7 protein-coding genes are annotated in these 7,328 nt (G+C 67.9%); 6 read left to right on the forward strand and 1 reads right to left on the reverse strand.

The window, feature by feature from the left end:
• The first annotated feature begins 99 nt into the window (after positions 1–99).
• The 6 genes from merB (at position 100) to VXC91_RS40440 (ending at position 6,679) form a co-directional block, all read left to right on the forward strand.
• Positions 100–1,053, forward strand: a complete 954-nt coding sequence (gene merB / locus VXC91_RS40415; RefSeq protein ID WP_329512352.1) for an organomercurial lyase — start codon at positions 100–102, stop codon at positions 1,051–1,053.
• 73 nt (positions 1,054–1,126) lie between these two features.
• Positions 1,127–1,786 carry an ankyrin repeat domain-containing protein gene (locus tag VXC91_RS40420; protein ID WP_329512353.1) on the forward strand — a complete coding sequence of 220 codons (660 nt, stop codon included), beginning with the start codon at positions 1,127–1,129 and terminating at the stop codon, positions 1,784–1,786.
• Positions 1,767–2,936, forward strand: coding sequence for an aldehyde dehydrogenase family protein (locus VXC91_RS40425; RefSeq protein ID WP_329512354.1), 1,170 nt, complete (start codon positions 1,767–1,769; stop codon positions 2,934–2,936). Before VXC91_RS40420 ends, VXC91_RS40425 begins: the two co-directional genes overlap by 20 nt.
• Positions 2,933–4,171, forward strand: coding sequence for an iron-containing alcohol dehydrogenase (locus VXC91_RS40430; RefSeq protein WP_329512355.1), 1,239 nt, complete (start codon positions 2,933–2,935; stop codon positions 4,169–4,171). Before VXC91_RS40425 ends, VXC91_RS40430 begins: the two co-directional genes overlap by 4 nt.
• Before the next feature lie 32 nt (positions 4,172–4,203).
• The gene (locus VXC91_RS40435; RefSeq protein ID WP_329512356.1) at positions 4,204–5,145 is read left to right on the forward strand and encodes a 3-hydroxyacyl-CoA dehydrogenase; all 942 of its coding nucleotides are present in this window, start codon (positions 4,204–4,206) and stop codon (positions 5,143–5,145) included.
• 805 nt (positions 5,146–5,950) lie between these two features.
• On the forward strand, positions 5,951–6,679 hold the full coding sequence (locus VXC91_RS40440) for an integrase core domain-containing protein (RefSeq protein WP_329512357.1): 729 nt from the start codon (positions 5,951–5,953) through the stop codon (positions 6,677–6,679).
• A 132-nt stretch (positions 6,680–6,811) separates the two neighbouring features.
• Here the strand turns inward: VXC91_RS40440 and VXC91_RS40445 are convergent, their stop codons facing one another.
• A complete protein-coding gene (locus VXC91_RS40445) occupies positions 6,812–7,213 on the reverse strand; it encodes a hypothetical protein (RefSeq protein ID WP_329512358.1) in 402 nt (133 codons plus the stop codon).
• Positions 7,214–7,328: the final 115 nt, after the last annotated feature.

Below are 7,328 nucleotides of genomic sequence, written 5' to 3' on the forward strand. Positions count from 1 at the left end.
CGCACTGGAACGTCTACCGTCGCATCGAGAGGTACTGAGCTGGGAGGACGCTGTCATACGCATCACGGTGCTGACCGTGCCGACTGCCCCAACGCCCCGGTGGTCGAGGAACGGATTGCGCGCGCCCTCGACGGCCGCAGAGTGGACGCGGAGCTGGTCAAGGTTGCCGATCAGGAGCAGGCCGCCCGGCTCGGGATGACCGGCTCGCCCACCGTCCTGATCAATGGAGTGGACCCCTTCGCCGTACCGGGCACCCCGCCCTCCTTGTCCTGCCGCCTGTACCGGGAATCGGACGGCCGGGTCGACGGGGCACCTAGCGTCAGCGATCTGCGGGAAGCGCTCAACGCCGCGGACAGCACCGCGGATTGCGAGTGTCCGCCGATGGATGCGGCCGGCCGCGGCGGCCGGGGCCGACTCGCACCCGTGGCCGGTGCGCTGCGCGCCGTACAGCAAGCCGTACTGCGCCACTTCGCGGCCACCGGAGAAGCACCCTCGGCAGACCACCTACACGCCGCGGCCGCCACACACGGGCGCACCGCCACCGAGGTCCTGGCCGACCTCGCGGCCGAAGACTTCATCACCCTCGACGACCACGGCCGCATCCGGGCCGCCTACCCCTTCTCCACCGCGCCCACCAGGCACCGGGTCCGGCTGGCCGGCGGCATCGAGGCGTGGTCGATGTGCGCGGTGGACGCGCTGGGCATCCCGGACATGCTCGGTACCGACGCCGTGATCACCTCCACCGACCCGGTGACCGGCGACACCATCACTGTCACCTCCACCCAGGGGCGCATGACCTGGCATCCGACCACCGCCGTGGTCTACATCGACCAGCGCCCCTGCATAGGCCCCGCAGCCGACGTTGCCTGCGGCGCGCTGAACTTCTTCACCAGCCCCGGCACGGCTCGCAGTTGGGCCGAACAGCACCCCGGCCACACCGGCAAGGCCGTCGCCCAGGCCCAAGCCGAGGCACCGGGGCGCTCCATCTTCGGCACCCTGCTGACAGCATCGGAGCCTGCCGCACAGCTCACTCCGCCGGAGCCCAGCGAATAGATCACCCACGCAGGTGAGAGCGTATGCAACGGCATCCCCACCCTCAGCACCAAGCCGCCCGAGAGGTATCGACGTGGACACCCCCGAACACGGCCTTGCGGCCGAGCTGGTATCCGCCATCCAGGCCGGCGACATCGGCACCGTCCAACGCATCGTCGCCAGCACACCCGAGCTCATCACCGGACCCCTCGGCGGCCCGTTCAAGACCCGCACCGCCCTCCACGTCGTGACCGACTGGCCCGGCTACTTCCCCAACGGGCCCCAAATAGCCCGGCTGCTCGTGGCTGCCGGCGCCGACCCCAACACCCTCAACCCCGGCGACGAGAGCCCGCTGCACTGGGCCGCCAGCAGCGACGACGCCGACGTCACCGCCGCCCTGATCGACGTAGGCGCCGACATCGAAGCGCCCGACGGCTCCATCGGCACCCCACTCGACAACGCCATCGGCTACGCCTGCTGGCACGTAGCCGCCCTCCTCGCCGCCCGCGGCCTCCGCGTCGACAAACTGTGGCACGCCGCAGCCCTCGGCATGCTCGACCGCCTACAGCACCTCATCGACACCACCAACCCCACCTCGGAGGACATGTCCCAAGCGTTCTGGCACGCCTGCAACGTGGGCCAGCGGCGCGCTGCCGAGCAGCTCCTCACCCTCGGCGCGGACCTGAACTGGGTGCCCGACTACGCCGCGGGAACCCCGCTCGAGCGGCAAGCCGTTGGGCGAGGCGCGGGGTGAGTTCCAGCTCTCGGCCGACTTCTTCCTCTGGTACGCCGAGCAGATCGCCCACCTTCACGGCACCTACGCGTACGGCTCCCGAGGCGCCTACCGCGTCGTCACCACCCACCAGCCGGTCGGCCCCTGCCTTCTCATCACTCCGTGGAACTTTCCGCTGCTGATGATCGCCCGCAAGGCCGGCGCGGCGCTCGCTGCCGGATGCACGGTCGTGGTGAAGTCCGCGAAGGAGACTCCCCTGACCTGCGCGCTGTCCGTGCAGGCGCTGCACGACGCCGGTTTCCCGGCGGGCGTGGTCAACCTCGTCCACACGACGACCTCGTCCAAGGTGTCGGCGGCGCTCATGGCGGACAACCGTCTGCGCAAGGTGAGCTTCACCGGCTCGACCGGTGTGGGGAGCACTCTGCTGAGCCAGGCGGCCGCGAACATCACCAATGCTTCGATGGAACTCGGCGGCGACGGTCCGTTCATCGTGCTCGATGACGCCGACCTCGACCTGGCGGCCGAGCAGGCGATCGTGTGCAAGTTCCGCAACGCCGGTCAGGCGTGCGTGGCGGCCAACCGGATCATCGTCGACAGCCGCGTCGCGGAAGAGTTCACGGCCAAGTTCGTCGCGCTGACCGAGAAGCTGAAGGTCGGCGACGGGTTCGACCCGGCCACGGAGGTCGGCCCGATCATCTCGGCCCAACAGCGCGACACCGTCAGGGAGCTCGTCAACGGCTTCTCCGAGATCGGCGCCACCCTGCTGACCGGGGGGAACGAGGTGCCGGGCGACGGATTCTTCTTCGAGCCGACCGTCTTCTCGGTGGCAGAGGCGGATGACGACCTGTGCCACCAGGAGCTGTTCGCCCCCATCGCGACGATCTACACCGTCGACTCGGTCGCCGAGGCGGTCAAGGTCGCCAACGACACCACTTACGGGCTTGCCGCGTACGTGTTCACCCGCAACGTGGACCGCGCCATCGCCGTGAGCGAGCGCCTCGATTTCGGCATGGTCGGCATCAACCGCGGCATCATGGCCGACCCCGCTGCGGCGTTCGGCGGCATCAAGGCCTCCGGCCTGGGCCGCGAAGGCGGACACGAGGCGATCTACGAGTTCCTCGAGCCCAAGTACCTTGCCATCACCGTGGACGAGACGGAGGCAGGCCTGTGACCACGTGCGTCGCCTCCATCGGCGTCCTGCGCCAGCCCAAGACCGTTCTTTTCGGTCCCGGCGAGCGGCGCCACCTACCCCATCTCCTTGCCGAGATCGGACGGCACGTCCTCGTCGTCACTGACGCCCGTATGGCACAGGTGACCGAGTTCAAGGACATGGTGACTGCCATCGAAAGACAAGGGATCACGGTCTCGGTGTTCTCTGAGACTGAGCCGGACCTGCCTCGCGAGAACGTAGTCACCGTCGTCGACCGGTACAGCGACGCCGACGTGGACGCGCTGCTCGCGGTCGGCGGCGGCTCCTGTCTCGACCTCGCGAAGGTGTCCGCTGCCGTCCTCGCACACGGCGGCGACGTTCGGGACTACTACGGCGAGTTCCTCGTCCCGGGCCCCGGACTTCCGGTCGTCACCGTACCCACCACCGCCGGTACCGGTGCCGAGGTCACCTGTATCTCGGTCGTCTTCGACCGGGACAAGGGCATGAAGGTCGGCGTGGCCAGCCCACACCTGGAGGCGTACGCCGCCGTCATCGACCCCGAGCTCACCATCTCCTGCCCGCCGGCACTCACCGCGGCCACGGCGGCCGACGCACTGACTCACCTGGTCGAGACGTTCACCGACCGGGTCAAGGACGTAACGTCGGAGTTCTTGGCCAACCATCTCTACGTCGGGAAGAACCCGCTGACCGACATCTTCTGCCGCAGCGGCCTGACTCTGCTCAACTCGTCCATGGAAGGCGTGGTCGCCGACCCGTCCGACATCGAAGCGCGCTCCGCGACAATGCTGGCCGCGTACAACGCAGGCATGGCCATCAACACCGCCGGCACTGCCGCGGCGCACGCCATCCAGTCGCCGATCGGTGCGCTGACCCACACCTCGCACGGGTTCGGCGTCGGAGCCCTCCTGCCGTACGTGATGCGCTTCAACCTTCCGACCCGGATCGCGGAATTCGCCGAGATCGGGGCGCTGCTCGGCGCCGCGGACCCCGAGTCCACCACATTGGACCAAGCGAAGGCCGGCATCTCCCGTGTCGAGGCGCTGCTGGAGACCGTCGGCTGCCCGACCGACCTGAATACGCTCGGCCTGGACCCGAAGGACTTCTCCTACGTGGCCGACCAGGCGATGCTCGCGACCCGCCTCACGGCCAACAACCCGCGCGAACTCACCCACGAGTCCGTCGTCGAGATCCTGCAGCGTGGCTACGACAACGACCGCACCTGGTGGTCGGTGTGACGAGCAAAGCCACGACACCGACAAGGGGCCCGATGGAGCCGGTCGCCGTCGCCGGCGCCGGCTCCATCGGGGTCGCCTTCGCGATCGTCTTCGCACGGGCCGGGCACGCGGTCCGGGTGTGGGATCCGTACCCGGCCGCTCTGGAGCGCGCCCACGATGAACTCTCCGATCGCCTCGACCAGTTGTCCGTGCACGGCCTCGTCGAGAATCCGAACGCTGTCAGTGCGCGGGTCACGTTCGCCCGTGACTTGGCGGAAGCAGTCGCGGGGGTGGCGCTGATGCAGGAATGCGCCCCCGAGCGGGTGGATGTCAAGCAGGACCTGATCCGGCGTGCGGCCCAGAGCGCGCCTGGTCAAGCGGTGTTCGCCAGCTCGAGCTCAGCGATACGTCCCAGTCTCATCGCAGCGGACCTGCCCGAAGGGCTGGGGGAGCGGATCCTGGTCGGTCACCCCGGCAACCCGCCGTACCTCGTCCCGGTGATCGAGCTCGTCCCTTCCTCCGCAACTGCGACGTCAGCTGTCGAGCGCGCCCGCGCCGTCTACACCGCCGCAGGGCTGCGCCCGATCACCGTCAGCCATGAACCGGAAGGCTTCGTGTTCAACCGTCTTCAAGGCGCGGTACTGCGTGAGGCCTACTGCCTGGTCCGGGACGGGGTTGCGACCGTTGACGAGATCGACGAAGTCGTCCGCAGTGGTCTCGGGCGCCGGTGGAGTCTCATCGGTCCGTTCGAGACCGTCGACCTCAACACCCGCGGCGGCCTTGAATCACACGCGGAGAAGATGGGACCCGCGTATGCACGAATGGGCGCTGAGCGCGGTCAGAACGACCCATGGACGCCAGACCTCGTGTCGACCGCGGTACGCCAGCGTCGCACTCTTCTCCCACTCGACCGATGGGAAGAACGGGTTCGCTGGCGAGACGAGCAGCTCATGCGGCTGACGCCACTGTGGGAGGATATTCGCGCCACCTCCTGAGTTCCTCTCGGGTCTTCACTTGTCGGCGCAGATGGCTGGTCGAGGAACCTCGGATATGTGAACTGTCCGAGGCACCTCGACCAGCCAACGACTCACGCGCTTTCCGTCTGCGTTGTAATCTCGCCGACGAGCAGGCGGACACGGCCTATATCACCGGCTACCGGATCGCGCACGCCCGCGCCGTCTTGCCCGGCGCTCATCCGGACGACCACCCCACGCCGATCAATGAACCGCGCAGATCAGACACCTGGAGGTACGCCGACGAGACCGGCTCGGTGGAACCCTACGCGAGTACCAACATGCCGCGTGACCAGGCCGGATGATTTATCTGCGCCCACAGGGACGGACTGACATGGAACACCTCGCGACACGCCTGGGTCTCAAACCGTCCCGAGCATGCCGCTTGATCAAGCCGTCGCACCGACAAATCTCAAGATCCCCGACGGAGTCGCGCTACGAGTCGAGGCGCCTGAGACCGAGAGTCTTGACCCAGACGCTGGTCATCTCCTTGGAGACCCGAATGTTGACAGGGTCATCGAGATTCTCACGCTGCGGCATCAACTGGCCATCCTTCAGCGGCAGATCGACAGGCGACGCACTACCCCGGCGGACCGCGCTTACCTGGCAGCTCTACTCCACCGGCTCCCGAGGCCCAAGCTGCGGCAGCTTCACCTGAATGTCTCACCGGACACGATCCTGCTGTGGCACCGAGACCTGATGCGCCGTGCCAGGCCGACGCTTTCCGTCGCAAGCGGTCAGGCAGACCGCCGACCCAGCGCACCATCCAGGCTCTCGTGTCCTGCGCTTGGCCCGCGAGAACAGCTCCTGGGGGTATCGGCGCATCCACGGCGAACTCGCCGCCCTCGGCATCAAGGTCGCACCCTCGACGGTGTGGGAGATCCTGAGGCAGCACCGGATCGAACCGGCGCCCGAGCGCAGCCGTCAGACCTGGGCCGCGTTCCTGCGCGGCCAGACCCACGCGATCCTGGCCTGTGACTTCTTCACCGCCACCACGCTGAACAGCGCGAGCTTGTACGTCTTCACGGTCACCGAGCACGTCAACCGCCGCATCGACATCCTCGACGCGACCGCCCATCCCACCGCGGACTGGGTGACCCAGGCTGCGAGGAACGTGGTCATGGACCTCCAGGACACCGGCGCCACCGTCACGCACCTCGTCAGGGACCGCGACAGCAAGCACACCCGTGCGTTCGACGCCGTCTTCGAGGCCGAGGGCATCGAGATCGTCACCACCGGCATCCGCGTGCCCCGCATGAACTCAATCATGGAACGCTGGGCGCAGACCTGCAGACATGAACTCCTCGACCGCATCCTGATCTGGAACCTGCCCCACCTGCTCACCGAGTTCGAGTCGTTCTACAACCAGCATCGGCCGCACCGCAGCCTGCACAGCGCGACACCCCTGCGGCCAGTTCCCGAACCGATCACCGAACCCGGCCAACTCCACCGGCTGGACATCCATCGACGTGCTCGCCCCGGCGGCCTCCTCCACAAGTACGCACATGCCGCTTGAACAACGCGGACGTAATAATCGGCACCCGCAGTTGGGCTGGGAGGAGACCCTCTGTGTCGGTCAGGTCAGCCCCCCATGCCCTGGCCGCGTTATTCAGAGCCCCGCGCGCGGTCGAGGAACTCGGACCAGGAGTCACGCCCGCCTGCCGGGTGCTTGCAGTCCACCCGGCGAAGTCCAGACGGCGGCCGGCGGGCAGATGGCTGGTGACGACCGGCGGTCGGTGATGAGCGCCATGCGGGCAAGCATGAGGAAGTGCTTGAGGTCACCACTCTTGAGTGCGGTACCGTCGAGGATGGTGGTCAGCTCTGCTGCCTGCCGGGGGTCCGGAAGACCGCGGGTGAGGACGCGGTCCGTGCCGAGACCGCCCCGTACGTCGATCAGCCGCACCGCGATCTCGTCGCGCTGCAAGATCGTGCTGCCGCAGACCGGGCTGCGCGGGTCGTCCGCCGCAATCTCGTCCTGCCGGGCGAGCAGCCGCGCAAGACGCGTCCCGCAGCCCTTCCGAGCCGAGTAGTACAACGCGTGCCGCTCCACCTCGGGGCACTCCTGATCGCCCGTCACATGGTACGCGGCGGGAACCGCCGCCCCTGTGAAGAACAGCCGTGCGGCCTAGGGGTCGCTGAGGTCGAGTTCCTCCTCCAGATACGGA

The organism is Streptomyces chiangmaiensis (genome assembly GCF_036281785.1).
Lineage (GTDB): Bacteria > Actinomycetota > Actinomycetes > Streptomycetales > Streptomycetaceae > Streptomyces > Streptomyces chiangmaiensis.